Raw genomic sequence first — 24,053 nt, forward strand, 5'->3', positions numbered from 1 at the left:
TTGCAATTAGAGCGCAAATCTTTATACTATCGCGGGCTTTTAACTGAGGTTCTGAGCCCGTGAGTGGAACGTTAACACATGCCGGAAAACAGCTCGCCGTAAAACTGCTGCGAGCCCAAGCAGGTACCTTGTTTTTATTGGCCTGCACGTTTTCTTTGGCGACATCGTATGAATATTTTTGGGGTGTTGTTGGCGGTGGTCTAACCGTCATGCTTCCAACAGCACTGTTTGCATGGCGCGCTTTTGCTCAAGGCGGCGCGCGTGCGGCGCAACAAGTCGTCAGTAATTTTTTTGCCGGTGAGGCGCTGAAAATTAGCCTCACAGTAATCTTGCTGGTCGCACTGCTATTGTTGACCTCGCTCCCGCTGGTTGCGGTTTGTAGCGGCTACATAGCAGTTTTGATCGTGCAATGGTTGGCACCGATTTTGTTTTTAAAATCAACTTAAACTTGTGGGAATTAAGATGGCTGCAGAAGAGTTAACGCTCCAGAGTCACATTCAGCACCACTTAACTAACGCCAAAATGTGCTCTACCGAAAATGGTTTAGCCTTTAATAAAGCGTGTAGTGAAGCCGGGTTCTGGACGTGGCACATAGACACACTCGCTTGGTCGATCGGACTGGGCATCCTGTTCTTAATGATTTTCCGTAGCGCAGCGAAAAAAGCGAATACCGGTGTTCCTGGTAAATTCCAGTGTTTCATCGAAATGATCGTTGAGTTCGTTTCGGACAACGTGCGCGACACCTTCCACGGTAAAAGTAAGCTTATTGCACCATTGGCATTGACCATCTTCGTCTGGGTTTTCCTGATGAACTTGATGGATTTAATCCCAGTGGATTTCCTGCCAGCATTTGCAGGCTGGGTTGGTGAGACCGGCTTTGGCGTCGACTCCCATGATGTTTACATGAAGATCGTACCGACCACAGACATCAACATGACCGCAGCGCTGGCGCTTGGCGTGTTCTTATTGATGATCGGTTACGGTATTCGTATGAAAGGCATCGGCGGCTTTATTAAAGAGCTGACGTTGCACCCGTTTAGTTCTAGCAACATGGCGGTTCAAATCCTCTTGATTCCGTTTAACTTGTTGCTCGAAACCATCGCGTTGGTTGCGAAGCCGTTCTCGCTCGCACTGCGTCTGTTCGGTAACTTGTATGCCGGTGAGCTGATCTTCATCTTGATTGGTGCGATTGGCCTTATGCAGTTGCCGTTGCATTTTGTTTGGGCCGTTTTCCACATTCTGGTAATCGTGTTACAAGCGTTCGTATTCATGATGCTGACCATTGTTTACTTAAGTATGGCCAGCTCAGAAAGTCACTAGTTTTGCTATTAACTTTTATTTTTAACTTCAACCTTTGAAATATCGGAGAAAACAATGGAACTAATGTTAGGTCTTAAATATATCGCTGTAGCACTATTGATCGGTTTCGGTGCAATCGGTACTGCAGTTGGTTTCGGTAACATGGGTGGTAAATTCTTGGAAGCGTGTGCACGTCAGCCAGAATTAGCGCCTTCTCTGCAAGTTAAAATGTTCATCTTGGCGGGTCTGATCGATGCGGTAGCAATGATCGGTGTTGGTATCGCCATGGTTCTGTTGTTCGTTCTGTAAGGCTCGATTAACTTTCTCGAACAACTGAACGAATAGGAGGGTGGGTCTATGAGTTTAAATATGACCCTGATCGGTGAATTAATCGCGTTTATCGTCTTCGTGCTGTTCTGCATGAAGTTTGTTTGGCCACCGCTAAACAATGCGATTGAAGCTCGTCAGAAGAAGATTGCCGATGGCCTAGCAGCTGGTGAAAAAGCTGAGAAAAGCCTCGAAGAAGCGCAAGCTAAAGTTGCTGACGAACTTAAAGACGCGAAAGCGCAAGCTGCAGAGATTATCGCCCAAGCGAAAAAACGCGCGGACGAAACAATCGAAGACGGCAAAAAGCGTGGCGAGCAAGAGCGCGAGAAAATCGTTGCTGCGGGCCACTCTGAAGTCGAAGCAGAGCGCAACCGCTTACGCGAAGAGCTGCGCAAGCAAGTAGCAGTATTGGCTGTTGCTGGTGCTAGCAAAATCATTGAGCGTGAAATTGATAAAGACGCTCACAGTGACATCGTTGAAAAACTGGTCGCTGAACTCTAACCAAAGGGGTTTGTGCAAATGTCAGAATTGACTACGGTTGCTCGCCCCTATGCAAAAGCAGCTTTTGATTTTGCACTAGAGCACGGCGCAATCGAAAAATGGCATGAAATGATTACCTTTGCCGCCGCTGTTGCGAGCGATGAAGGCATGGCCACTTTTTTGAGTAGTGCCGAAACGCTAGAGAAAAAGGTAGAGGTTTTCGTTAACGTCTGCGGCGAACAACTGGATGAGAAAGGCCAAAACTTCGTACGTTTGATGGCGGAGAATAACCGTTTGAAAGCCTTACCTGCTGTCGAGAAGCTTTACAGCGAACTGCGCTCAGAACACGAGCAAGAAGTCACTGTAGAAGTGACCTCTGCGGTCAAATTGACCAAGAAGCAGCAGGACAATCTAGCACAGACGTTAGAAAAACGTTTTTCACGCAAAGTTAAGCTGAATTGCAGTGTCGATGCAGCGATTGTCAGTGGCTTATACATTAAAGCTGGTGACACCGTGATTGACGGTACGGTGCGCGGTAAGCTCGATCGGCTTGCCCATGCACTGCAATCCTAATTGGGGACTTGAGCATGCAACTGAATTCAAATGAAATCGCTGAACTGATCAAGAAACGTATTGAACAGTTCGAAGTGGTCAGTGAAGCTCGTAACGAAGGTACTATCGTTTCGGTAACCGACGGTATCATCCGCATTCATGGCCTTGCTGACTGTATGCAAGGTGAGATGATTGAGCTTCCTGGCAATCGTTACGCCATCGCGTTGAACTTGGAACGCGATTCTGTAGGCGCCGTAGTAATGGGTCCGTACGCGGACTTGCAAGAAGGCGTTAAAGTTAAATCAACAGGCCGTATCCTTGAAGTACCAGTAGGTCGTAACCTATTGGGTCGCGTTGTGAACACCTTGGGTGAGCCAATCGACGGTAAAGGTCCTATCGAAGCTGATGGCTTTGAACCTGTTGAAAAAATCGCACCTGGCGTTATCGAACGTCAATCAGTAGATCAGCCAGTGCAAACTGGTTACAAGTCTATCGATGCGATGATTCCAATCGGTCGTGGCCAGCGTGAGTTGGTGATCGGTGACCGTCAGACTGGTAAAACAGCTTTGGCAGTTGACGCCATCATCAACCAGAAAAACTCTGGTATTAAGTGTGTGTACGTAGCTATCGGTCAGAAAGCGTCGACCATCGCTTCTGTGGTACGCAAACTTGAAGAGCACGGCGCTTTGGAAAACACCATTGTTGTTGCAGCATCTGCTTCTGAATCAGCAGCGTTGCAATACTTGGCAGCCTATTCAGGTTGTACCATGGGTGAATACTTCCGTGACCGCGGTGAAGACGCATTGATCGTCTACGATGACTTGTCGAAGCAAGCTGTTGCTTATCGTCAAATCTCATTGTTGCTACGTCGTCCGCCAGGTCGTGAAGCTTACCCTGGTGACGTATTCTACTTGCACTCACGCCTACTTGAGCGTGCAGCACGAGTGAATGCGGACTACGTTGAAAAATACACCAACGGTGAAGTCAAAGGTCAAACCGGTTCACTAACCGCATTGCCAATCATCGAAACCCAAGCGGGTGACGTATCGGCATTCGTACCTACCAACGTGATTTCAATCACTGATGGTCAGATCTTCTTGGAAACTGACTTGTTCAACGCTGGTATCCGCCCTGCTGTTAACGCAGGTATCTCGGTATCGCGTGTAGGTGGTGCAGCACAAACTAAGATCGTTAAGAAGCTTGGTGGTGGTATTCGTTTGGCATTGGCCCAGTATCGTGAACTTGCGGCGTTCGCTCAGTTTGCTTCTGACCTTGATGAAGCAACACGTGCGCAGCTTGAACACGGTCAACGTGTCACCGAACTGATGAAACAGAACCAATATGAGCCAATGAGCGTTGCAGAGATGGCAGTGTCTATCTTCTCAGCTGAAAAAGGCTACCTCAAAGATGTGGCGCAGGACAAAATCCTCGACTTTGAAAGTGCGTTAATTTCGTACATGAAGAGCGAGCACGCCGATCTGATGGCTGATATTGATAAAACTGGCAACTATAACGACGACATCGAAGCTAAGCTGCACGAAGGTTTGAAAACCTTCAAAAAGACGCAGTCTTGGTAATGAGCAGTGGCCACCTAAGCGTGGCCACACGTCGTTGAGTTAACAGGAGATTATCATGGCCGGCGGTAAAGAGATAAAAACCAAGATCGGGAGTATTAACAATACTCAGAAGATCACCAGCGCAATGGAAATGGTTGCTGCGTCGAAAATGAAAAAGGCGCAGGAACGGATGGCTTCTAGCCGCCCGTATGCCGACAGCATTCGCAAGGTGATCGGCCATGTTGCCCACGCTAACTTGGAATACAAGCATCCGTTCTTAGAAGAACGTGAAGTGAAACGAGTTGGCTATATCGTCATTTCAACGGACCGTGGTCTGTGTGGCGGCTTAAACACCAATGAATTTAAAGCGGTGGTTAAGCATGCTAAAGAACAACAAGACCAAGGTATTGAAGTTGATTTTGCGGCGATTGGCAGCAAGGCAACGGGTTTCTTTAAACGCTTTGGAGGCCGTTTACTAGCGCAAACATCAGGTCTTGGCGATAAGCCAAGCGTGAATGATGTGCTCGGCACCGTACAAGTTATGTTGGATGCTTTCGATAAAGGCAGCATCGATCGTCTTTACGTGGTGTACAACAAGTTTGTGAACACCATGAAGCAGGACCCAACGATAGCGCAGTTGCTACCGTTGCCGAAAGCTGAAGGCGAAGAACGTGATCGCGTGCAAGCAGGTAGCTGGGATTACCTGTACGAGCCAGCACCAGAGTCTATCTTGGATACCTTGATTCGTCGTTTCGTCGAATCAACCGTGTACCAAGGTGTGGTGGACAACATCGCTAGTGAACAGGCAGCGCGGATGGTGGCTATGAAAGCCGCTACCGACAACGCCGAAGACCTCATCGATCAGTTGCAGCTCGTGTACAACAAGGCACGTCAGGCAGCTATCACGCAGGAAATTTCGGAAATTGTATCGGGCGCCGAAGCGGTTTAAGGCGAAGCTTGCAAGAATTTTAGAGTTAGAGGAAATGTCATGAGTCAAGGTAAGGTCGTGCAAATTATTGGCGCGGTTGTGGATATCGAATTTCCACAATCAAGCGTGCCAAAGGTCTACGACGCGCTGAAGGTGACCGACGGTGACCTCAAGGGTTTGACCTTGGAAGTTCAGCAGCAGCTAGGCGGTGGTATCGTGCGTGGTATCGCACTCGGTACAACCGATGGTTTGCGTCGTGGTATTACAGTAGAAAACACTGGCGAGCCAATCATGGTTCCTGTGGGTAAACAAACCCTCGGTCGTATCATGAACGTATTGGGTGAGCCAATCGACGAAGCGGGCGACATCGGCGAAGAAGAGCGTATGTCTATTCACCGTGAAGCGCCTTCGTACGAAGACCAGTCAAACGCAACTGAGCTTTTGGAAACAGGTATCAAAGTTATCGACTTGATTTGCCCGTTCGCCAAAGGTGGTAAAGTTGGTCTGTTCGGTGGTGCCGGTGTTGGTAAAACCGTAAACATGATGGAGCTTATCCGTAACATCGCTATCGAGCACAGCGGCTACTCAGTATTCGCCGGTGTTGGTGAGCGTACGCGTGAGGGTAATGACTTCTATCACGAGATGAAAGATTCAAACGTACTCGACAAAGTAGCATTGGTCTACGGTCAGATGAACGAGCCTCCAGGTAACCGCCTTCGCGTAGCGTTGACCGGTTTGACCATGGCAGAGAAGTTCCGTGACGAAGGTCGTGACGTCTTGTTCTTCGTGGATAACATCTATCGTTACACCCTAGCCGGTACCGAGGTATCTGCATTGTTGGGTCGTATGCCATCAGCGGTAGGTTATCAGCCGACACTTGCTGAAGAGATGGGTGTACTTCAGGAACGTATTACTTCAACCAAGACCGGTTCAATCACGTCAATCCAGGCCGTATATGTACCTGCGGATGACTTGACTGACCCATCACCAGCAACAACCTTCGCGCACTTGGATGCGACCGTTGTATTGTCACGTGATATCGCGTCTTTGGGTATCTACCCTGCGGTTGACCCACTGGATTCAACTTCACGTCAGCTTGACCCGCAAGTTATCGGTAAAGAGCACTATGACGTAGCACGTGGCGTGCAGTCTGTATTGCAGCGTTATAAAGAGCTGAAAGACATCATTGCCATCTTGGGTATGGACGAATTGTCAGAAGAAGACAAGATGACCGTTGCCCGTGCTCGTAAGATCCAGCGTTTCTTGTCGCAGCCTTTCTTCGTAGCTGAAGTATTCACCGGTGCACCTGGTAAATACGTTGCGTTGAAAGACACAATCGCTGGCTTCAAAGGCATCTTAAACGGTGACTATGATGACCTTCCAGAACAAGCGTTCTACATGGTTGGCAGCATCGAAGAAGCGGCCGAAAAAGCCAAGAAAATGTAAGAACCGGGAGGTTTAAATGGCAGCAAAAACTGTACACCTTGACGTGGTCAGCGCCGAAGACAGTTTGTTTACTGGCGCCGTTGAGACCGTGCAAGTGACCGGTAGCGAAGGTGAATTGGGTATTTACCCTGGTCACGCGCCTTTAATTACCAAAATCAAGCCAGGTATGGTGCGAGTGGTAAAAGAAGGCGGTGAAGAAGAAATCATCTACGTTGCTGGTGGTGTGCTGGAAGTGCAGCCACACAACGTCACGGTTTTGGCTGATACAGCCGTTCGCGGTGAAGAGCTTGACGAACAACAAGCACTTGATGCGAAGAAACGTGCTGAAGAAGCAATCGCAGATTCAAGTTCTGATCTTAGCTACGCAGAAGCGGCGGCAGAACTGTCTCGGGCGTTGGCACAATTGCAGATTATTCGCAAAATCCGCAAATAATCTGGTCCAGCCTAATAGAAGCAAAAGCCCAGCCTCGAGCTGGGCTTTTTGTTTTTGTTAGTTTATATTTAAGTCGCAATTAAGTTAATAACTAATAATAAAATAGAGTAGGGAAACAAATGAAAGAATTAAAAATATTGCTTGTTGTGGTTTTAGTTGGTGTGCTTTCGGGGTGTGCAATTCCGGTTGATCGGTACCATGCGTCGGCAGATAACCAAAATATAATTAAAGCTCAGGATAGAAAATTCAAAGTTGCTGATTTTACGGCTACGACGACCGATTACAAGGTGATGTGTCGTTTGGCAAATAATGTGGAACTAAGCGATGGCCTATCGTTTCAAGAGTATATTGAACAAGCCTTAATCGAAGAGTTGAAAATGGCAAGTGCATACTCTGAGAAAGAGGGGGTTTTAATTAAAGGCCATCTAAACGATACGGATGTGAGCTCTGGAATGACTGATGCGCACTGGACATTGGATTTAACAGTTTCAAATGCACAGGGAGAGAGCTTTCAGGTTAAGCATAAGCGAGAGTTTGACGCTAGTTTTGTCGGCGGTATAGCTTGCGGTTCGGACATGCCTAAAGCCTTTGCTCCGACTGTTAAAGAGCTTATCTACAAAATCTTTAACCATCCTCAATTCGATGAATTATTCCTGAAGTAGATGTTAGATTGATGGGGCCGCCTGTGCGAGGGCCCCTGACTAATGATGTGCTTTTATGTCTATTCTGGTTCGCTTAGACTAAAAGTGGCCTGAAAGGCTTAAGTAGCATGAAATTAGAGTTTAATAAAAGACCAGACATCCGCAATTCAACTTAGAGCCCATTCGTTTTTGCTGTGCAAATATTCTGCAAAGTCATTAACCCGGCGTCACACAAAGCAATTTTCCACCTGTTAATTTACTGTAATCCCGCTAGAATAGGGCTTTCCAATTCACCAACTGAAAAATGGACGAATTCATGGCATTGAGTGTAGTGGTTCTGGCTGCTGGCAAAGGCACGCGTATGCGTTCGGCATTGCCTAAAGTGCTACATCCCGTTGCCCACAAAGCGATGGTGCAACATGTGATCGACAGCGCACGGCAGCTTGATTCGAGCGCCATTCATGTAATTTACGGCCACGGTGCTGAAGTATTGTTAGATCGCCTTGGTGGGCAAGCGCTTAATTTTGTTGAGCAAGCCGAGCAACTTGGTACTGGTCATGCGGTGCAGCAAGTGGTACCGCATCTTGGCGATGATGAACATGTGCTGATTTTATATGGTGATGTACCGTTAACGCGCGTTGAGACCTTACAAGCTTTAGTCGAAGCAGGCCAAAATTCAGAGCTTGCTTTACTGACCGTCAACCTACCCGATCCAACAGGTTATGGGCGCATCTTGCGTGACGCTGATGGCAACATCACTGGCATCGTTGAGCAAAAAGACGCAACGGCTGCGCAATTGAAGGTGACTGAGGCCAACACTGGCATGATGCTGACGCAAGGAAAAGCGCTAAAACGTTGGCTAGGAGCGTTATCGAATCACAACGCACAGGGCGAATACTACCTGACCGATATCGTTGCGATGGCTGCTCAAGAAGGTGTACAGATAGCTTCGACCCAACCGCAAGACATCCATGAAGTCGAGGGCGCGAACAACCGCGTACAGCTTGCAGCGCTTGAGCGTGCGTATCAACAACGCCAAGCCGAACAGCTAATGCTCGATGGCGCTACACTGCTCGACCCCGCCCGTGTTGATGTGCGCGGCACGGTCACAATTGCCAATGACGTCCTAGTTGATGTGAATGTGATCTTTGAAGGTCATGTCGAGCTTGGCGAAGGCGTTGTTATTGAAAGCAACTGTATTTTGCGTAACTGCAGAATTGCTGCGGGTGCGCGTATTAAGTCCCATAGCATTGTTGAAGAAGCACAAGTTGGCGAACAATGCGAAGTTGGCCCCTATGCTCGCCTGCGTCCGGGCTCGGTACTTGAACAGGGCGCGAAGGTCGGCAACTTTGTTGAAATGAAAAAGTCGAAGCTCGGTAAAGGTTCAAAAGCCAATCACCTCACCTATTTAGGCGATGCGATCATCGGTGAGCAGGTGAATATTGGTGCAGGTACCATCACTTGCAATTACGATGGCGTGAATAAGTCCACCACCCAAATCGACGATGGTGCTTTTATCGGCTCCAATAGCTCTTTGGTTGCGCCGGTTCGCATTGGCAAACAAGCCACAGTTGGTGCTGGCTCGACCATTACCAAGGATGTGGAGGATGCCGAGCTGGGTATCGCCCGTGGTAAACAACGCAATATGACGGGCTGGCAACGCCCGCAAAAGAAAGGATAAGACGTATGTGTGGAATCGTAGGCGCCACTTCCGAGCGCCGTATTAGCAAAATCCTGCTGGAAGGCCTTAAGCGCCTTGAATACCGTGGTTACGACTCTGCTGGCCTTGCCGTATTGAGCGAAGATGGCGTTATTGAAAGCATTCGTCGTACAGGTAAAGTTCAAGAATTGAAAGATGCAGTCGGTGAACACCCGCTAAGTGGTACTACAGGTATCGCGCATACGCGCTGGGCAACCCATGGTGGCGTGACTGAAGCAAACGCCCATCCGCATATTTCTAACGACTGTATTGCCGTTGTTCATAACGGCATTATCGAAAACCACGACAAACTGCGTGAGCAATTGCGTGCCCACGGTTACGAATTTCGTTCCGACACTGACACTGAAGTGATTTGTCACTTGGTACACCACGAGAAAAAGACGCACAGCGACTTATTTGAAGCGGTACAAGCGGCGGTGAAGCAACTCGAAGGCGCTTATGGCACTGTGGTCATGGATTGCCAAGAACCAGGTCGCTTAGTGGTCGCGCGTTCAGGCAGCCCACTGGTGATTGGCCTAGGTATCGGCGAGAACTTTATCGCTTCGGACCAGTTGGCGTTGTTACCTGTTACGCGCAAGTTTATGTACCTTGAAGAAGGTGATATGGCTGATATCAGCCGCACTGAGGTGAAAGTTTATAACGCGCAGGGAGCGCGCATCGAACGTGACGTGCACGAGTCTGACGGCCAGTATGACGCTGGCGGCAAAGGCAATTATCGTCATTTCATGCTCAAAGAGATCCACGAGCAGCCAGCGGCAGTGCGTAACGCGTTAGAGGGCCGATTGGTCGACGGGCGTGTCGCTGACAACGCTTTCGGTGAAGGCTCAATGGCGCTGTTGAAGAGTGTTGAGCACGTGCAAATTGTGGCCTGCGGCACCTCTTACCACGCTGGAATGGTTGCGCGTTACTGGCTCGAAGCGCTTGCTGGCGTGTCGTGTAATGTCGAAATTGCTTCCGAGTTCCGTTATCGCCAGTCGCACGTGCATCCAAACAGTTTGCTGGTGACGATTTCACAGTCTGGTGAAACTGCAGACACCTTGGCGGCATTGCGCTTGTCGAAAGAGCTCGGCTACAAAGGTTCTTTGACCATCTGTAACGTGTCGACCTCTTCGATGGTTCGCGAGTCTGACCTAGCGTACATGACCCGCGCCGGTACTGAAATCGGTGTGGCCTCAACCAAAGCCTTCACCACGCAGTTGGTAGGCTTAATGATGCTGGTGTTAGCCCTTGGGCAATCCCGTGGCCTTGCGGCAGACAAACAAGATGTGATTGTCAAAGGCCTGAAAACCTTGCCAGCGAAGCTGGAAGAAGCGTTGTTGTTGAGCGACGAAATCGAAGCGTTAGCGCCACAATTTGCCGACAAGTATCACAGTCTTTTCCTAGGCCGAGGCTCGCAATATCCGATCGCGATGGAAGGCGCACTTAAGCTCAAAGAGATCTCGTACATTCACGCTGAAGCCTACGCTGCGGGTGAGCTCAAGCACGGCCCGTTGGCCCTGATTGACGCTGAAATGCCAGTTATCGTCGTCGCTCCGAATGATGAGCTACTTGAGAAACTGAAGTCGAATGTTGAAGAAGTCCGTGCCCGCGGCGGCATCATGTATGTGTTTGCCGATCGCGATGCCAACTTCAAAAGCGACGAAAGCATGCACGTGATCAACGTCAGTCACTGCGACGAACTCATTGCCCCTATCGTCTACACCATTCCGCTACAGTTGCTGTCGTACTTCGTGGCCATCATCAAAGGCACCGACGTTGACCAACCGCGTAACTTGGCGAAATCGGTGACGGTTGAATAACTCTGAATTTCGAAGCTAAAAAAGGCGCTGCGGCGCCTTTTTTAATGCTTCTCTACTGTTTAAATGCCGCATATTAGAAAGTCAAAAGCAGCTACTATATCCGCATGATAGTCGGTTAGATCTGCCGCCGGTTCTCCCAAGTATTTCCGTTCAAGCCCAGCTATCTCTTGTATTATTCCAATATAATCTTGCCCGTCTATATTAAATCGCGGATTAAGCCGTGTCATAGGCGGAATAACTGCGCCATGTGCTGAGATTAGCGGGATCACAACTGTTGTCTTCAAATCACCTAATAAGTCACTTTGGATCTCAAGCAACAAAGGGTATTCGGCGCGTGTTCGAGGGTTAGGATTATGGTACGCCCAAAATTGAGACATTAGAACTTCCTTACGCTATCGCTGAATGTACCGCCTGACTCAACCTTTTCGTTGTAGGCTTCAATGGCTTTGGCATTGTCTTTTAGCCATTGCTCACGTTCGTCATTCAACTTTCGAAAAATCGCTCGGTAATTGTATGTCGTAGTGCCACTAGCGACGCCTTCGCCTAAGACCATGCGATCCCGCTCTTCCTCTAACTTACGTAAACCTGCTCGCACGACTTCGCTTGCAGACGCATAGCGGCCACTAGCGACAAGTTCATCGACAAATTGATCAAAGTGGTGCCCTAGGCTGACGCTTGTATTTTTAGCCATAGTTGTCTCGTTTGTTGAATACTAAACCGTATTTAATACCAATATTTAATATATTTTGGTATGCGGCCTCAATAAAATCAAATCGAAAGTACATAATAGTCAGTGATAAAAGGCTTCACTTTGTCTGGAAAAACAATGACTAGAATGTTAATTTCAAAACCATAAAAATGTAAATCAAATGTGAAAAGGATGACAGTCAATGAAAAGGCTTTCGTACATCGCTCCGCACAAGGCAGGTGTGGTATGTGGAATGGTTGCAGCAGGTGTATCGGTTGTTATCTTGTTCCCGTTATCGATTTTAATGGCCGTTATTTCCGTAATTGGTGACGTTGACAGTGATGTAGCGATTACGTTCGGGTTCTCCCTATTTAGTATCACGCTCGCCCCTTTATTTTACGGTTTTACGACCTATATCTTCGCGCTCATTGCAGCATGGATGTATAACCTTGTCGCGCAGAAGACCGGCGGCATTGCTTACCGTACGCAAAAAGAGAAAGCTCAAGAGTCTGAGCAGCATGTTTAAGTTTTTATGGAACGCTGGCGCCGCATTTAAAGGGTTGTCGGACGAAGAAGGTCTGTTAATTGCATTCGAATCGCCGAGCCATTCACATCTCTTCTTCAAAGAAATTAACGACACCATTAACGCGATGCCAGATGATCTTGATAAAGTGCTGGCTATTGGTGAACGACATCAGGTGACGATGGTGAATTAAAATAAAATGTTATAGTTTTGTTGCTATCGTTAAGCCACATAAATCATTAGAGGAAGCTAACAATGAAAACAAAACAATGGATATGGATGGTTGGTCTGCTGTGCGGTTCAGCGTTGGCACAAGACTACAATGTAGCTGTTGAGGTTGTTGATGAGGACGAAGTCATTGCTTCACCAACGCTGATCGTAAAAGAAGGTGAAGAAGCCGCAGTATCCGTTTCAAACACCTTTGATTTGAGTATGACGGTACGCAAACAAGAAGCGTTCTACGCAGTGACAACGCGTTTAAAGACCAATCAAAGTGATATTTCCCCGAGTCTACTCATAAAGCCGAATGAGCCAGCGTCCGTCATGATTGGCTCTACGGGACTACGTTTAACGATTACAGATCACGACTAATATGCGTTTACTTATTGGGATTGTACTTGCGCTTGCGGCGCCTTTATTGCGACGAACAAGAGCAAAAACTAGCGCAAAAATTACAAGAGTTTGGTCAAAGTCGTTAAAACGTAAAGGCCTCGTCAACACCTACCAAAAATCAACTTCTTTGCTATGTTTAAGAGTGAGTTATCTCAATCACCTATAGCAAAAGAAGGAAATTCCAATGAGCTTTTTATGGTTTTTATTGGTAGGTCTTATCGCTGGCTGGTTAGCAGGAACGCTGGTTAAAGGCGGTGGTTTCGGTATTTTGGGCAACATTGTTATCGGCATTATAGGTGCCATGTTGGGCGGTTTCTTGTTCGGTCTACTTGGCCTTTCAAGTAATGGCGGGCTGATTGGTAGTATTGTTGTGGCCACTATTGGCGCTATTGTTTTACTCGTCATCGTACGGGCGTTGAAAAAAGCTTAGCGCTCCTTCCATTTTCGATTGCATTTGCCATGCCAGTCATTAACATGGCTCGGCATGGCCAAACCTCGCAAAAAACAACCGCTTCGTACGGTTCAAATCAGCTGCAATAAGTGTCGAACGCCTTTATATAAATACCGCAAAGGCGGTAAAGGCGCACTGGTGAAGTGTTTTGTTGAACGTATTGTGGAAGACCACACAACCGAGGTCGGGATATGCCCTGGCTGCGGGCAGGAATTTGCCCGTGAAACAATGATCCGTGGTACGCCAGCCTACAAAATAGTGGGTGGCAAGGTGATGGTGAAATAGCTGCGGGTTAACCGCAGCAGTCTTCTATCGTATCAGCTTCACCACGGCGTACTTGTAGCGCGTTGCGGACAATCCCGATGGCCGAGACGATAACGATTGCCGCAATCACAAGCGCAATAAGCAAGTCTGGCCATGCTGAATTTTGTGAACTCACCAGCAGCGCCGAGAAGATGACACCAGTATTTAACAGCATGTCGTTCCGGGAGCAGATCCAACTGGCGCGGATATTGATGTCGCCATTGCGGAAGCGGTAGAGCATCGCAAAGCAAATGACGTTTACAATCAAAGCTAAGAACGCTACAGAGAGCATAATATCTGCACTTGGCGCACTACCGAACAAAAAGCGTTTGATCACATCTAGTACAACCAATGTAGCCAGTACGAGTTGTAAGCTGCCGTTCAGCAAGGCTGCATTGGCTTTGTGTTTTAAGGTTTTGCCAACGGCATAAAGACTTGCCGAATAAACGAGGGCGTCGGCCAGCATATCTAGAGAGTCGGCGATCAAACCGCTCGACTGCCCTATCCAGCCAGCGATGAACTCGACAAAAAACATCACCGCGTTCAGAATCAATACGGTCCAAAGTAGCTTGCGTTGGGCGCTGTCAATTTGTGCTTGGCTGTCAATGCCGCAGCAACTGCTCATGGTTTTTCCTAAATAAATGCTAAGGTAAATGAATTCGTCATTTTAACAGGAAAGCCGCGGCATGACACACGCTCTAATCGAGCAAGGTTTTGACGCGATCTTGGAGCATTGGTACGACGTCGCGCTCAAACCACGGATTTCGTTTGAGCCAAAGATTATTGCGTGGACTAGGATGCGGCATCGGTAATACGTCAGGCCAGTATTCCTGCCAGTGGGCTACAGTTTCAGTCAAGGTTTTGTAGCTTCGCACATGGTTTAGCTGGCTCAGATGCCAATCAATGGCGTATTTGCCGATGGCTAACGTTAGCTGGAGCTTAGGTAGCTCGTGCAATAACTGCTGGCGCCAAAGTGGCGCGCACTCCGGCCGCGGCGGTAAATCACCACTTTTGCCCGTACCGGGATAACAAAAACCCATCGGCGCGATGGCGAAACAGCGCTCATCGTAGAATGTTGCACGTTCAACACCCAACCAACTGCGTAAACGGTCACCACTTGGGTCATCGAAGGGAAGACCTGAAGCATGCACGCGGCGCCCCGGCGCTTGGCCTGCAATAAGTATGGGTGCGGTGACCGATGCTTGTACCACGGGACGGGCGCCACAAGGCAAGTCGGATTCGCATTCCCGACAAGCTCGGATGCGCTGAAGTAGGTGATCGAGCGACATGCCTAACCGCGGCGCCAGCGGTGAAACTTCGCTACCCAATTCAATAATTTCTCCGGCTTATGTGCCTGTTTCCACTGCCCCGCCACATATTTGTTGGCTTCCGACATGGTTGGATAGCTGTGAATAGTGCCAAGAATCTTGTTCAGACCGATCCCTTGCTTCATCGCTAAGACATATTCGGCCAGCAACTCGCCTGCTTGCGCGCCGACAATGTTAACGCCTAGAATTTTATCTTTACCGGGTTCGGTTAGAACCTTGATACGGCCATAATCTTGTTGGTCGGCGATGGCACGATCCATATCGCTAATGTCGTATTCGACAACTTCGTAGGCCACATTTTGTTGCTCTGCTGCTTGTTCAGTGAGCCCAACATTGGCGATTTCAGGCGTTGTGTAGGTCACCCAAGGGATAACTGAATAGTCTGCGCGGAAGGTCTTAAAGGGGTCAAACAGAGCGTTTACGGCAGCATACCAAGCCTGATGTGAAGCAACATGAGTAAATTGATAGGGCCCCACCACATCACCACAAGCATAAATATTTGGAAAGTTGGTTTGCAACAGCTGATTCACGTGCACAGTTTTGTCGACGTCAACACCTAATTCTTCGAGTCCAAAGCCTTGCGTATTGGCTTGCCGACCAAGGGCAATGAGTACGCGGTCAAAAGCGAGTTCAACAGTTTCGCTTTCGTGTTGCGTCAGCAGTTTTGCTTGGCCACTCTCATCCACCACAAACTTCTCGGCACGATGGTTCAAACGTAAATCCACGCCATCTTCACGTAGCTGTTTTTGTAGCAAAGCACTGGTATCAGTGTCTTCATTACTTAGCACCCGCGGGGCCATTTCAACTAGAGTTACTTGGCTACCTAGCAACTGGAACGCTTGCGCAAGCTCACAACCTATAGGACCACCACCCAGTACCAACAAACGTTCAGGCAGTTTACGCAACTGCCACAGGTTGTCCGAGGTTAGGTAATCCACCTGCTCAAGCCCCTCAAATGGCGGAACCAGAGGACGCGCGCCTGACGCAATGATGATACTGCGGCTAGAAATCGTCTGCTCTCCCTCGGCGGTACGCACCTTCACGTGCCAAGGAGAGGTAAGGGTCGCCTCGCCCTTCATCACGTCGACACCGAGCTCGGTATAGCGTTCAACGGAGTCATGGGGTGCGATGCGCTGAATGACATTGTGGACTTCATCCATCACACGCGCAAAGTCGATACTTTCAATCGAGGTCTGCACACCAAGCCGCTGCGCATCGCGGGTCTGCCGAATAGATTTAGCGACATGCAATAAAGCTTTCGAAGGCACGCAGCCAGTATTCAGGCAATCGCCACCCATTTCGTGCTTCTCGATAAGCGTTACCTTAGCCTTGACCGCTGCAGCAATGTATGCACTTACCAACCCAGCAGAGCCAGCTCCAATAACGATCAGGTTGTTATCGAATGAAGAGGGCTTGGTGTACCCCTGATAAGCCCGACGCTTCTTCAGTAGGGTTAAAATGAGCTTTGCAATCAGCGGTACTAAGCCAAGCAATACCAGCGCACCAAGTAGGTCGGCTGACAACACATCGCCCAGACTCTCAACCTCAGCGAGCTGTGTACCGGCGTTAACATAGACGGCGGTGGCTAAAAGCATGCCCACTTGGCTGACCCAGTAGTAGGTCCAGGTTTTGATCTTGGTAAGCCCCATCACTAGGTTAATCACAAAGAATGGAAAGAGCGGTACTAGGCGTAAGCTGAGCAAGTAAAAGGCACCGTCACGTTGCACGCCTTCATTGACGGCTTTTAGGCGTTGGTTAAAGTGTTCTTGTACCCAGTCATGTAATAGCCAGCGGGCACTGAGGAAGGCGAGAAGCGCGCCAACAGAGCTCGCAAATGAGGCGAGCAAAAGCCCCCAAGCAAGACCAAAAATCGCGCCAGCACCGAGCGTCAGAATAGTGGCACCCGGAATTGATAGCGCAGTGCAAAGCACATACAACGCAAAGTAACCGCCAAACATCAGGAGCGGTTGCTCAGTAAATAAGTTGGTCAGCTGCTCACGCTGCTGCTTGAGTTGTTCCAGTGTTAGGTATTGCGTCAAGTCGAAAAGGAAAACACTAGCGACCAGTGCAGCGACGATTGCAATAAAGAGTAACTTTTTCAGTGACATTTAACTTCCTATTAAAAGCGATAGCTTAAGCTTAGCTGGGCATGTCGAGGTAGCGAAGGAAATGCCAAGGTGGCACCAAAGTAACCACCCTCGAATACCGGCGCCCAATTGTCTTGATCGGTCACGTTGATAACGTCTAAGCGCGCACTCAATCGCGGGGTAAAGCGATATTGCGTGTGCAAGTTCAGTTGATGTTGGTCACGAATCATCACCGTTTGTAAAAAATCAAGCGGATAGGATTTGGTGTAGCTTACGTCGCCGCCAAGCGACCATGCGTCTGAGACTTGCCAGCCAGCAACAGCATTTGCTTGTACCTCTGGAACGCCTTGCAGTTGCTGATTTGACGCTGGAAAGACGGTAAAGTTCGGCGAGCCGACACCGGTTCCTGCAATGATATCGGGACGAGAGTTATCGAAAGCATCGGCGACTTGACGGGTGCCTTGAAAGGAGGCTGAATCGTCCCAGTACGCATCGATATAGCTGGCGGCGAGCGTTACCCAGTAACCTTGCTCATGGCGATAATGCCACTGCAATTCAACGCCTTCGCTGGCGATGCCGCTATTGGAGCCATCACGGTTGCGTAGACTGCGGGTTTGGTCGAACCAAACAGCATCAGCGTACCAGCGAGCCCCGCTCGGCGCATACTTAACCCCAACTTCGTAGAGACGATTTTCAGTAGCAAAATTCTGCGAATCGATAACCCCAGCCGCATTCAGGACGTTGCCGCCAGCCATTGAATTCGAGGTGGAATCGCTATCATAAGCGGTCGCATAAACCACAAGATCAGGTGTCCAGTTGTACTGCGCAGCAAAACTCGCTGCGGTAAGCCAGTCACTATGACTGTCTTGTTTGGCGGTCACATCCGCTGGCGCGAGAGGATCGCGTGCTTCAACGTCGTAGTAATCGGCGCGCAGGCCCAAGGTGAGGCGAAATTGCTTCGTCACGGTCCACTTTTGTTGCGCGAACAAGCCCCATTGATAGCTGGTGGAGTCAGTCGTATCAGAAAGATTAAAATCGCCAATGCCATCGTTATTCAGATCGTACTGAGCGCCGGGCGAGACAAATAAATTCGGGCGCAGTTCCACCAAGCGTGCCTGCTGCTCGGGCGTTAATGGAATACGTCGTTGGTCGAGCGTACCGGTCAAATCAATAGGGTTATCGGCTTCGGTCGTAAACTGGCTGTAGCCTAGCACATCGTTGTAGCGAAGGTTTGCCCCAAAGCTGGTGTTTTCACCGTACTGGAGCTCGACACGATGCTCGAAGGTGTGCGCACCGTCAACAATTTCGACAAAACTGTTTTGGTTAATGCCTTCGCGCTCTAGGTATTGATAGTAGCTACGATTGAGCAATAACCAATCACTATTAAGTTGCTGCTCAATAACGGAATGCAGCAAATAGGTTTCTGCGGTATTGGTATCTAATGGATCGGTCAGCACAGTGCTTCGATCAATTGCAACTAAACCTGTTGGACTTATGACTGCGCCAGCGCCTGGCACATAAGAACCGTTTGGCTGCTGTCCCTGACCAGTAATGTAGAGGTTGGCGTCAATGAGATCTTGCGTGGGCCGGTTTATGCCCGCATTATCCGTCCAGTCGACGTCATAATACTCAAAATTCAACGACCAACGCGTGCTGTTGGATGGTGTCCATTCATAAGCGAGTAATAAGTCGTCGCTGCGCAGGTGGGTATAGTCGTAAAAGCTGCCTTCGTCGATGACTTCTACGCTGGCGCGAAAGGCGTGACGATCTTCTTCAATGACGGTGTTGTGATCGGCCTGCCAACGGTACTGATCCCATTCACCAACACGCGCCTTTAGTTCGGTACGCGAAGTGTCAGTGCGTGCACGTTTCGGCAGCAGATTCACAAAGCCACCGACCCGTTGTGTGGTGCCCAGCATTACTGGCGGAGCGCCTTTCACGACGACCATACTTTCATAAGCGTTGAGCGACAGCGGAACCCCTAAACCATTATTACCGGCTTGGCGGCGCATACCGCCAGTGAAGAGCTCGCCAAGTTGGCCGCGCATACTGGGTAATGATGGGTTACCAAATCCAGCTGCAGCATGGCTGTTAGGCGCAAACTTGGCAATATCATGCAAATCGTCAATGTTCGCTTCGCGCAAAAGCGATTCGGTGATCACTGTGGCTGAACGAGGGATATCCTGCAGTTGTTCATTGGTACCAAATACGCCTTCTACCTCTTGTTCACTCGGGAGCACAATTTCACGCTGCTCACCGCGCACCTCAATGACTTCATCAGGCTGCTCTTGTTGTGCCGTTGCGCTTAACGGGATAAATAAGGCGGCGTAAAGGGGTAATAGTTTCAACGAAAGCTCTCCAAAACAGATGAATAGGTTTAGACTACGCATAGACGCCTGAATAAGTTTATTAGTATCGTACATAGTATCAGCGATTGAAGAGTAGTAGGTAAATGACCGAAACGCCTGAGCAACCAACTAAAACGACGGAATCCATTGAGCTACTGATCAGTTCTGTAGCCTTGGGTACAGAGCTGCATTTTGAATCAGGTCTTTGTGGTGCTTGGTCAATTCAGGCTAAACAACCAGAAAAAGTAGGTTTTCATGTTTTATCTCAAGGTGAATGCTGGTTTGGTGTGACGGGCAATGACTATTCGAAACAACGTTTGCAAGCCGGTGATGTGGTCTTTGTAAACCAAGGTGTTTCTCACTTTCTAAGTCAACAAACGCTCCCCACCGATATGGATTTGCAACAGTTAGCGCAACATTGCATTGCTGAACACGATCAGCAAGGTATTGTTTGTTATGAGTTGCAGGATCAAGGTGAGTCAAATCAAATGGTGTTTCAGCTGTTGCCGCCATGGTTGGTCGTGCCCGCTGGACAACAAACTGAGCAACTCGCGCAGCTGTTACAGATGGTTCGTACCGAAACCCAACAACGCAAACCTGGCTATCGAACAGTATTACAGCGCCTAAGCGAAATTTTAGCAGTACAGTTGTTACGTCAAGTTATTCAGACGACGCATCACTCCCCAGGACTTTTCGCCGCGTTGCAAGACCGCGCATTAGCTCCTGTGGTCGCCGCAATACTTGCAGACCCAGGTCAAAACTGGAGCGTGGAAGCAATGGCGGAACAGGCTCATTTATCTGTGAGTGCGTTTGCTGAGCGTTGCGTGAAGACGACTGCGCTAAGCCCGAAAAAGCTTTTGGATGCGATTCGTTTACAACGCGCTAAATATTTATTGCGCAGCAGCACATTAGCGGTCGAGTCGATCGCCTGGGCTATCGGTTATCAATCGGTTACCGCGTTTGGCCGTTTTTTTAAGCGCTACTTAGGCTGCTCCGCACAAGCTTTTCGCGAACAGCGTTAAGTAACTAAATCACCTTAATACCCTACCAAATCACCGGAACCACCTTTCGGCGCTCGAAATAACGCGAAGTATTATCTAAGCTTTGCGCAATTCGAAACCTTTAAGGAGGTCAATTATGCAAAAATTTAAGCTCCATTCGATTGAGTCAGCTCCCGATGGCAGTAAAGAACGTCTGCAAGCAGCGCAAGATAGTATGGGAATGGTACCCAACTTGTTCGCTGTCATGGCAAGCTCACCGCAGCTGCTGGAAGCCTATCAAACTCTAGATAGCTTGTTTCAAGAGGCGGGTTTTAACAAAAATGAGCTAACCGTGGTTTGGCAAACGATCAATGTTTACCACGATTGCCATTACTGCGTGCCAGCCCACACAGCCATTGCGAAGCAAATGGGTGCGGATGACGCTATCACAGCAAACATTAAGCAAGGTGAAGCGCTTGCCGATGACAAGCTGCAGGCATTAAGGCTCTTCACCGAGCGTATGCTGGATGCCCGCGGCAACGTTGATCAACGGGCATTTAAGGATTTTGCTGAGGCTGGTTACGAGCCCAAGCATGTGTTGGCAGTAATACTCGGTATTTCGCAAAAAACTATGAGTAACTATACCAACCATGTGGCTGAAACGCCGGTGGATGAAGCATTTCAAGATTTTAAGTGAGGACGCTATGACAGATTCTGCACAATTACAGAAAAAACTGGCGTGGAGCTTACTTGCTCTGCGTCTTGGTGTGTTCATCGTTATGTTTGTGTGGGCGCTCGATAAATTCGTGAATCCAAGTCACACCGCCGTAGTGTTTGAAAATTTTTACGGCATCGGTGATTTGTCAGCTAACTTGGCAGCGGTGCTCGGAGGTTTACAGATCGCCTTATGCTTTGCCTTTGTATTGGGACTTTGGAAAACCCTAACCTACGGACTCATCTTTGTTTTACACGGTGTTTCAACGTTGTCGTCCATGCCTTACTATTTTGACGCCTTCAATAACTTACTGTTCTTTGCTGCATGGCCGATGTGGGCAGCCTGTTTTGTGTTGTTTTACCTGCGAGGCTATGACCGTTTCACGTTATTGAGCAAAACAGCGGTTTAATCTTCATTGGTGAGTGGTCCTTTGCAGAGGGTGCATTCACCGTCAGTGGCGACTGAGCCTTCCACGTAGCGCATGCGATGGGACGCTTTGTCTCGATTAGCACTGAATTGGTAGCTTTGCTGACGCTGCTGGGGTTTGCGGGCGATAAACTGACAGACTGCGCCACGACCATTGTGGCGATCGCCCTCATGGATGTCGCGTTCGATCTCTTGGCTGACCTGAATAGTGTAACCTTTGAATGCGCGCTCGAGTTCGACTTTGGAAATCATTAAATCTGCGTTGTCAGGGCCACCGGTACCGCGACCAAGTTGCGCAGTTGTGTAGCCTTCCAGCAAGAAAAATCCGCCGGGCTTGAGGCTAGCAGCAATTTGTTCATAAAGATGGGCACGGCCATGTCCTGGTAAGTGGCAGAAAATAGCCACAATGCCATCGTAATGAGCTTTCGGCAGTTCTGCCTGAGTAAGATCGACGACTTCGGTTTGGATACTGACACCACGCTGCTCGGCAAGCTTGACGGCTTTCTTAAGCGCAACGCTAGAAATATCCATGGCGCAAACGTGCGCACCTAATTCAGCGAGGTAAACGGAATTGCGGCCCTCTCCGTCAGCAACACATAACACATGAGCTTGCTCGTGAGGAGCTAACAGGTCGGTGGCATGTTCTTGGAGAAAATCATTTGGAGCAGTGCCGTAGATGTATTCCTCTGTGTTGTAGCGCTCATCCCAGTTGTTGCTCATGATCTTGATGACTCCGATACCAATCGATGAATTCGTCTGCTCCTAGGGGCTTACAGAATAGATAGCCTTGCCCATAATCGCAACCAAGCTCGCGCAGGTAAGTAAGGTGGGCTTCGGTTTCTACCCCCTCAGCCAATGATTTAATGCCCATCTTTTGCGCCAGCACGACGGCTGCGGTGCAAATATGACTGGCGCCCTCGTCGTCTGGTAGCGTCTTGACGAAGACTTGATCAATTTTGAGTAATGAAATAGGTAATTTGTACAAGTACTGTAGCGATGAATAGCCAGTACCGAAGTCATCAATGGATACGGTGATTTTGGCTTTCGCGAGCTTCAACAATTCAGCGACAACATCATCAATATCCTCAATGAGCGTGCCTTCGGTGATCTCAATTTCAATCCAGTTGCCATCGACGTCGTATTCATTCAATAAATCAAACAACATCTGTGAAAATCCTGGCTGCAGTAAGTCGTGGCCGGTAACGTTAATGGCGACTTGCAAGTAAATACCTTGCTTTTGCCAAGCGCTGGTTTGTTGAATGACTTCACGCAAAACGAATTCACTGATTTTGAGAATAAGCGTGCTGTGTTCAGCGCTGGGAATAAATTCGTCGGGTCGAATCCAACCCCTTTCAGGATGATGCCAGCGTATCAGTGCCTCAACACCAAACACTTTGCCGCTTGCGAGCTCCAGTTTCGGTTGATAATGCATAAGAAAATCACCGCGCTCGATGCCTTCCGACACCTCCGCCATTAACGCTAGGTGCTTGCTAATCGTTTCGCTAACTTCTGGAGTGTAAATAAAAGAATCCATCATCTTGTCGTTGGCACGTGCGATCGCTATTTCGGCGTGCTGTAACAACGTCGCTGGTTCAATAGATAAGTCATTGAGGTAGACGCCACCCAAGTGACGGTTAACATAAACGGAGAGATTCTCGAAGTTCGCATTCTCGCGCAGCGTCGAAAGGCATTCTCTCATAAGTGCATCGGTGTCATTGGCGGCGATGTTTGGAAATAGGGCCGCAAGTTGGCCGGCGTGAATACGAAACACTTCCGGTTGATGCGCCGACATAGCTTGCAGGGCTTTAGCGTAGCTTTGAATAATCGCGTCGATAACAGTGAAGCCAAACGCTGAACGTAACGCCATGCCATTATCGATGCTGCAGGTGACGAGAAAATAATTCTGGGTGTTAAGTTTATGACTGTCGCGTAGCTCCTGTAGCCGCTCCAATAGTGCTTTGCGGTTAGCTAATTTACTTAAGGGATCGCGTCGAGCTAATTGCTTTAAGCGCTCGATGTAGCGTCGACTTGTGTCACTTGATAAACCAGCGAGCGTACCAACCGCCACAAAATAAAAAGTGCGGTATACCCAATTAATGGTGTCCTGCATTTCCATAGTTTCAGTATTGATAGGCATCCAAGGGCCAAGGGCCACACCACCGATCAAGCCGATAATAATGCCGCCTTTATAACCGAAAATAATACCGGCAATGGCAATAGGAATGTACATGGAATGGGAGTAAACGTACTTGATGCCACCGGTCATCCAGACCAGGGTGGTAACACCGGCGACCGCAGACATTAGCACGACAACAAGAAGCAGCCGTTGTGGCTGGGTGTATTTACGAAATAGATAATTACCGATGTTCACTGGTAGCGCCTCATAGAAGTTACTTTTAACAAATAGGCGC

The 24,053-nt window shown here is 48.8% G+C and carries 28 protein-coding genes; 20 read left to right on the top strand and 8 right to left on the bottom strand.

The window, feature by feature from the left end; all coding sequences use genetic code 11:
- Positions 1 to 59 precede the first annotated feature (59 nt).
- From NV375_RS09000 to glmS, 12 genes are all read left to right on the top strand, one after another.
- Positions 60 to 446 (top strand): ATP synthase subunit I, encoded by a 387-nt coding sequence (locus NV375_RS09000; RefSeq protein WP_258807853.1) that lies wholly within the window; start codon positions 60 to 62, stop codon positions 444 to 446.
- A 16-nt stretch (positions 447 to 462) separates the two neighbouring features.
- On the top strand, positions 463 to 1,320 hold the full coding sequence (gene atpB / locus NV375_RS09005) for a F0F1 ATP synthase subunit A (RefSeq protein ID WP_258807854.1): 858 nt from the start codon (positions 463 to 465) through the stop codon (positions 1,318 to 1,320).
- Between the two features lie 54 nt (positions 1,321 to 1,374).
- On the top strand, positions 1,375 to 1,608 hold the full coding sequence (gene atpE, locus NV375_RS09010) for a F0F1 ATP synthase subunit C (RefSeq protein WP_034733567.1): 234 nt from the start codon (positions 1,375 to 1,377) through the stop codon (positions 1,606 to 1,608).
- Between the two features lie 48 nt (positions 1,609 to 1,656).
- Complete coding sequence (gene atpF / locus NV375_RS09015; protein ID WP_126772400.1) at positions 1,657 to 2,127, top strand: F0F1 ATP synthase subunit B; 471 nt, start codon at positions 1,657 to 1,659, stop codon at positions 2,125 to 2,127.
- An 18-nt stretch (positions 2,128 to 2,145) separates the two neighbouring features.
- The gene (gene atpH, locus NV375_RS09020; protein ID WP_258807856.1) at positions 2,146 to 2,679 is read left to right on the top strand and encodes a F0F1 ATP synthase subunit delta; all 534 of its coding nucleotides are present in this window, start codon (positions 2,146 to 2,148) and stop codon (positions 2,677 to 2,679) included.
- A gap of 14 nt (positions 2,680 to 2,693) precedes the next feature.
- Complete coding sequence (atpA, locus tag NV375_RS09025; protein ID WP_258807858.1) at positions 2,694 to 4,235, top strand: F0F1 ATP synthase subunit alpha; 1,542 nt, start codon at positions 2,694 to 2,696, stop codon at positions 4,233 to 4,235.
- Positions 4,236 to 4,290: 55 nt separating this feature from the next.
- Positions 4,291 to 5,163, top strand: coding sequence for a F0F1 ATP synthase subunit gamma (atpG, locus tag NV375_RS09030; RefSeq protein ID WP_258807860.1), 873 nt, complete (start codon positions 4,291 to 4,293; stop codon positions 5,161 to 5,163).
- 39 nt (positions 5,164 to 5,202) lie between these two features.
- Positions 5,203 to 6,588: a F0F1 ATP synthase subunit beta gene (atpD, locus tag NV375_RS09035; RefSeq protein ID WP_258807861.1), complete on the top strand. Its 1,386-nt coding sequence runs from the start codon at positions 5,203 to 5,205 to the stop codon at positions 6,586 to 6,588.
- A 16-nt stretch (positions 6,589 to 6,604) separates the two neighbouring features.
- Entirely contained in the window at positions 6,605 to 7,021 is a 417-nt protein-coding gene (locus NV375_RS09040; RefSeq protein ID WP_126834356.1) for a F0F1 ATP synthase subunit epsilon, read from the top strand.
- Between the two features lie 119 nt (positions 7,022 to 7,140).
- Positions 7,141 to 7,683 (top strand): hypothetical protein, encoded by a 543-nt coding sequence (locus NV375_RS09045; protein WP_258807862.1) that lies wholly within the window; start codon positions 7,141 to 7,143, stop codon positions 7,681 to 7,683.
- 295 nt (positions 7,684 to 7,978) lie between these two features.
- Positions 7,979 to 9,343 (top strand): bifunctional UDP-N-acetylglucosamine diphosphorylase/glucosamine-1-phosphate N-acetyltransferase GlmU, encoded by a 1,365-nt coding sequence (glmU, locus tag NV375_RS09050; RefSeq protein ID WP_258807864.1) that lies wholly within the window; start codon positions 7,979 to 7,981, stop codon positions 9,341 to 9,343.
- A 5-nt stretch (positions 9,344 to 9,348) separates the two neighbouring features.
- Positions 9,349 to 11,181, top strand: a complete 1,833-nt coding sequence (gene glmS, locus NV375_RS09055; protein WP_258807866.1) for a glutamine--fructose-6-phosphate transaminase (isomerizing) — start codon at positions 9,349 to 9,351, stop codon at positions 11,179 to 11,181.
- A gap of 59 nt (positions 11,182 to 11,240) precedes the next feature.
- Here glmS and NV375_RS09060 read toward each other — a convergent pair whose 3' ends face one another.
- Together NV375_RS09060 and NV375_RS09065 are read right to left on the bottom strand one after the other, a co-directional pair.
- Entirely contained in the window at positions 11,241 to 11,558 is a 318-nt protein-coding gene (locus NV375_RS09060; protein ID WP_258807867.1) for a CcdB family protein, read from the bottom strand.
- Positions 11,558 to 11,872, bottom strand: coding sequence for a type II toxin-antitoxin system ParD family antitoxin (locus tag NV375_RS09065; RefSeq protein WP_258807868.1), 315 nt, complete (start codon positions 11,870 to 11,872; stop codon positions 11,558 to 11,560). The genes NV375_RS09060 and NV375_RS09065 overlap by 1 nt, the downstream gene beginning before the upstream one ends.
- A 199-nt stretch (positions 11,873 to 12,071) precedes the next feature.
- On the opposite strand from NV375_RS09065, the gene NV375_RS09070 reads away from it, so the two are divergent.
- From NV375_RS09070 to NV375_RS09090, 5 genes are all read left to right on the top strand, one after another.
- On the top strand, positions 12,072 to 12,395 hold the full coding sequence (locus tag NV375_RS09070) for a hypothetical protein (protein WP_258807869.1): 324 nt from the start codon (positions 12,072 to 12,074) through the stop codon (positions 12,393 to 12,395).
- Positions 12,388 to 12,585 carry a hypothetical protein gene (locus tag NV375_RS09075; RefSeq protein ID WP_258807870.1) on the top strand — a complete coding sequence of 66 codons (198 nt, stop codon included), beginning with the start codon at positions 12,388 to 12,390 and terminating at the stop codon, positions 12,583 to 12,585. Before NV375_RS09070 ends, NV375_RS09075 begins: the two co-directional genes overlap by 8 nt.
- 62 nt (positions 12,586 to 12,647) lie before the next feature.
- The gene (locus tag NV375_RS09080; RefSeq protein WP_258807871.1) at positions 12,648 to 12,983 is read left to right on the top strand and encodes a hypothetical protein; all 336 of its coding nucleotides are present in this window, start codon (positions 12,648 to 12,650) and stop codon (positions 12,981 to 12,983) included.
- Positions 12,984 to 13,188: 205 nt separating this feature from the next.
- Positions 13,189 to 13,434, top strand: a complete 246-nt coding sequence (locus tag NV375_RS09085; RefSeq protein WP_126772448.1) for a GlsB/YeaQ/YmgE family stress response membrane protein — start codon at positions 13,189 to 13,191, stop codon at positions 13,432 to 13,434.
- Between the two features lie 54 nt (positions 13,435 to 13,488).
- Positions 13,489 to 13,740 (top strand): hypothetical protein, encoded by a 252-nt coding sequence (locus NV375_RS09090; protein ID WP_126772451.1) that lies wholly within the window; start codon positions 13,489 to 13,491, stop codon positions 13,738 to 13,740.
- Between the two features lie 7 nt (positions 13,741 to 13,747).
- Here NV375_RS09090 and NV375_RS09095 read toward each other — a convergent pair whose 3' ends face one another.
- The 4 genes from NV375_RS09095 to NV375_RS09110 all read right to left on the bottom strand — a co-directional run bounded on the left by NV375_RS09095 (position 13,748) and on the right by NV375_RS09110 (position 19,563).
- Positions 13,748 to 14,383, bottom strand: coding sequence for a cation transporter (locus NV375_RS09095; RefSeq protein ID WP_258807873.1), 636 nt, complete (start codon positions 14,381 to 14,383; stop codon positions 13,748 to 13,750).
- A gap of 73 nt (positions 14,384 to 14,456) precedes the next feature.
- A complete protein-coding gene (locus NV375_RS09100; protein ID WP_258807968.1) occupies positions 14,457 to 15,047 on the bottom strand; it encodes a uracil-DNA glycosylase family protein in 591 nt (196 codons plus the stop codon).
- A gap of 2 nt (positions 15,048 to 15,049) precedes the next feature.
- Positions 15,050 to 17,194, bottom strand: a complete 2,145-nt coding sequence (gene lpdA / locus NV375_RS09105; protein WP_258807874.1) for a dihydrolipoyl dehydrogenase — start codon at positions 17,192 to 17,194, stop codon at positions 15,050 to 15,052.
- Positions 17,195 to 17,205: 11 nt separating this feature from the next.
- Positions 17,206 to 19,563, bottom strand: coding sequence for a TonB-dependent receptor (locus NV375_RS09110; protein ID WP_405035609.1), 2,358 nt, complete (start codon positions 19,561 to 19,563; stop codon positions 17,206 to 17,208).
- A 62-nt stretch (positions 19,564 to 19,625) separates the two neighbouring features.
- Between NV375_RS09110 and NV375_RS09115 the strand changes: the two genes are divergently transcribed.
- From NV375_RS09115 to NV375_RS09125, 3 genes are all read left to right on the top strand, one after another.
- Positions 19,626 to 20,543, top strand: coding sequence for an AraC family transcriptional regulator (locus NV375_RS09115; protein WP_258807878.1), 918 nt, complete (start codon positions 19,626 to 19,628; stop codon positions 20,541 to 20,543).
- Between the two features lie 115 nt (positions 20,544 to 20,658).
- Positions 20,659 to 21,198 (top strand): carboxymuconolactone decarboxylase family protein, encoded by a 540-nt coding sequence (locus NV375_RS09120; protein ID WP_258807879.1) that lies wholly within the window; start codon positions 20,659 to 20,661, stop codon positions 21,196 to 21,198.
- Between the two features lie 7 nt (positions 21,199 to 21,205).
- Positions 21,206 to 21,625 (top strand): hypothetical protein, encoded by a 420-nt coding sequence (locus NV375_RS09125; protein ID WP_258807881.1) that lies wholly within the window; start codon positions 21,206 to 21,208, stop codon positions 21,623 to 21,625.
- Here NV375_RS09125 and NV375_RS09130 read toward each other — a convergent pair.
- Together NV375_RS09130 and NV375_RS09135 are read right to left on the bottom strand one after the other, a co-directional pair.
- A complete protein-coding gene (locus tag NV375_RS09130; protein WP_258807883.1) occupies positions 21,622 to 22,362 on the bottom strand; it encodes a cyclopropane-fatty-acyl-phospholipid synthase family protein in 741 nt (246 codons plus the stop codon). The genes NV375_RS09125 and NV375_RS09130 overlap by 4 nt on opposite strands.
- Positions 22,343 to 24,013, bottom strand: coding sequence for a bifunctional diguanylate cyclase/phosphodiesterase (locus NV375_RS09135; RefSeq protein ID WP_258807884.1), 1,671 nt, complete (start codon positions 24,011 to 24,013; stop codon positions 22,343 to 22,345). Before NV375_RS09135 ends, NV375_RS09130 begins: the two co-directional genes overlap by 20 nt.
- Between the last annotated feature and the right edge of the window lie 40 nt (positions 24,014 to 24,053).

This window comes from Pseudidiomarina sp. CB1 (genome assembly GCF_024752025.1).
Lineage (GTDB): Bacteria > Pseudomonadota > Gammaproteobacteria > Enterobacterales > Alteromonadaceae > Pseudidiomarina.

Coding starts and splice junctions, on each gene's coding strand:
- atpB (WP_258807854.1), top strand. CDS start 463: ATGGCTGCAGAAGAGTTAACGCTCCAGAGTCACATTCAGCACCACTTA.
- atpE (WP_034733567.1), top strand. CDS start 1,375: ATGGAACTAATGTTAGGTCTTAAATATATCGCTGTAGCACTATTGATC.
- atpF (WP_126772400.1), top strand. CDS start 1,657: ATGAGTTTAAATATGACCCTGATCGGTGAATTAATCGCGTTTATCGTC.
- atpH (WP_258807856.1), top strand. CDS start 2,146: ATGTCAGAATTGACTACGGTTGCTCGCCCCTATGCAAAAGCAGCTTTT.
- atpA (WP_258807858.1), top strand. CDS start 2,694: ATGCAACTGAATTCAAATGAAATCGCTGAACTGATCAAGAAACGTATT.
- atpG (WP_258807860.1), top strand. CDS start 4,291: ATGGCCGGCGGTAAAGAGATAAAAACCAAGATCGGGAGTATTAACAAT.
- atpD (WP_258807861.1), top strand. CDS start 5,203: ATGAGTCAAGGTAAGGTCGTGCAAATTATTGGCGCGGTTGTGGATATC.
- NV375_RS09040 (WP_126834356.1), top strand. CDS start 6,605: ATGGCAGCAAAAACTGTACACCTTGACGTGGTCAGCGCCGAAGACAGT.
- NV375_RS09045 (WP_258807862.1), top strand. CDS start 7,141: ATGAAAGAATTAAAAATATTGCTTGTTGTGGTTTTAGTTGGTGTGCTT.
- glmU (WP_258807864.1), top strand. CDS start 7,979: ATGGCATTGAGTGTAGTGGTTCTGGCTGCTGGCAAAGGCACGCGTATG.
- glmS (WP_258807866.1), top strand. CDS start 9,349: ATGTGTGGAATCGTAGGCGCCACTTCCGAGCGCCGTATTAGCAAAATC.
- NV375_RS09060 (WP_258807867.1), bottom strand. CDS start 11,558: ATGTCTCAATTTTGGGCGTACCATAATCCTAACCCTCGAACACGCGCC.
- NV375_RS09065 (WP_258807868.1), bottom strand. CDS start 11,872: ATGGCTAAAAATACAAGCGTCAGCCTAGGGCACCACTTTGATCAATTT.
- NV375_RS09070 (WP_258807869.1), top strand. CDS start 12,072: ATGAAAAGGCTTTCGTACATCGCTCCGCACAAGGCAGGTGTGGTATGT.
- NV375_RS09075 (WP_258807870.1), top strand. CDS start 12,388: ATGTTTAAGTTTTTATGGAACGCTGGCGCCGCATTTAAAGGGTTGTCG.
- NV375_RS09080 (WP_258807871.1), top strand. CDS start 12,648: ATGAAAACAAAACAATGGATATGGATGGTTGGTCTGCTGTGCGGTTCA.
- NV375_RS09085 (WP_126772448.1), top strand. CDS start 13,189: ATGAGCTTTTTATGGTTTTTATTGGTAGGTCTTATCGCTGGCTGGTTA.
- NV375_RS09090 (WP_126772451.1), top strand. CDS start 13,489: ATGGCCAAACCTCGCAAAAAACAACCGCTTCGTACGGTTCAAATCAGC.
- NV375_RS09095 (WP_258807873.1), bottom strand. CDS start 14,383: ATGAGCAGTTGCTGCGGCATTGACAGCCAAGCACAAATTGACAGCGCC.
- NV375_RS09100 (WP_258807968.1), bottom strand. CDS start 15,047: ATGTCGCTCGATCACCTACTTCAGCGCATCCGAGCTTGTCGGGAATGC.
- lpdA (WP_258807874.1), bottom strand. CDS start 17,194: ATGTCACTGAAAAAGTTACTCTTTATTGCAATCGTCGCTGCACTGGTC.
- NV375_RS09110 (WP_405035609.1), bottom strand. CDS start 19,563: ATGCGTAGTCTAAACCTATTCATCTGTTTTGGAGAGCTTTCGTTGAAA.
- NV375_RS09115 (WP_258807878.1), top strand. CDS start 19,626: ATGACCGAAACGCCTGAGCAACCAACTAAAACGACGGAATCCATTGAG.
- NV375_RS09120 (WP_258807879.1), top strand. CDS start 20,659: ATGCAAAAATTTAAGCTCCATTCGATTGAGTCAGCTCCCGATGGCAGT.
- NV375_RS09125 (WP_258807881.1), top strand. CDS start 21,206: ATGACAGATTCTGCACAATTACAGAAAAAACTGGCGTGGAGCTTACTT.
- NV375_RS09130 (WP_258807883.1), bottom strand. CDS start 22,362: ATGAGCAACAACTGGGATGAGCGCTACAACACAGAGGAATACATCTAC.